General features: G+C 37.4%; 1 rRNA gene. It reads right to left on the reverse strand.

What is annotated here, in order from left to right:
* Positions 1 to 103: ribosomal RNA gene (locus V6C27_15005) — 16S ribosomal RNA — on the reverse strand; the annotation flags it as partial.
* Positions 104 to 235 lie beyond the last annotated feature (132 nt).

Here is a 235-nt window from a genome sequence, read left to right on the forward strand (position 1 = left end):
TAAGTTTAATTAAAAGTAAACTTTCAATTAAACCCCGTTCGACTTGCATGTGTTAGGCATGCCGCCAGCGTTCGTCCTGAGCCAGGATCAAACTCTCCATAAAATATTTTTATGAATAAGCTGATTTTAGCTCATTTATCATGTGTTATTTTTTGAAACATGCGTTTTCACTATGCGCAAATGTTTCTTTTTGTGGGCGCGATAAATCGGCCCCTACAAAAACACTTGCATGCAA

This window comes from Peptococcaceae bacterium 1198_IL3148 (assembly GCA_036763105.1).
Lineage (GTDB): Bacteria > Bacillota > Desulfotomaculia > Desulfotomaculales > Desulfohalotomaculaceae > JBAIYS01.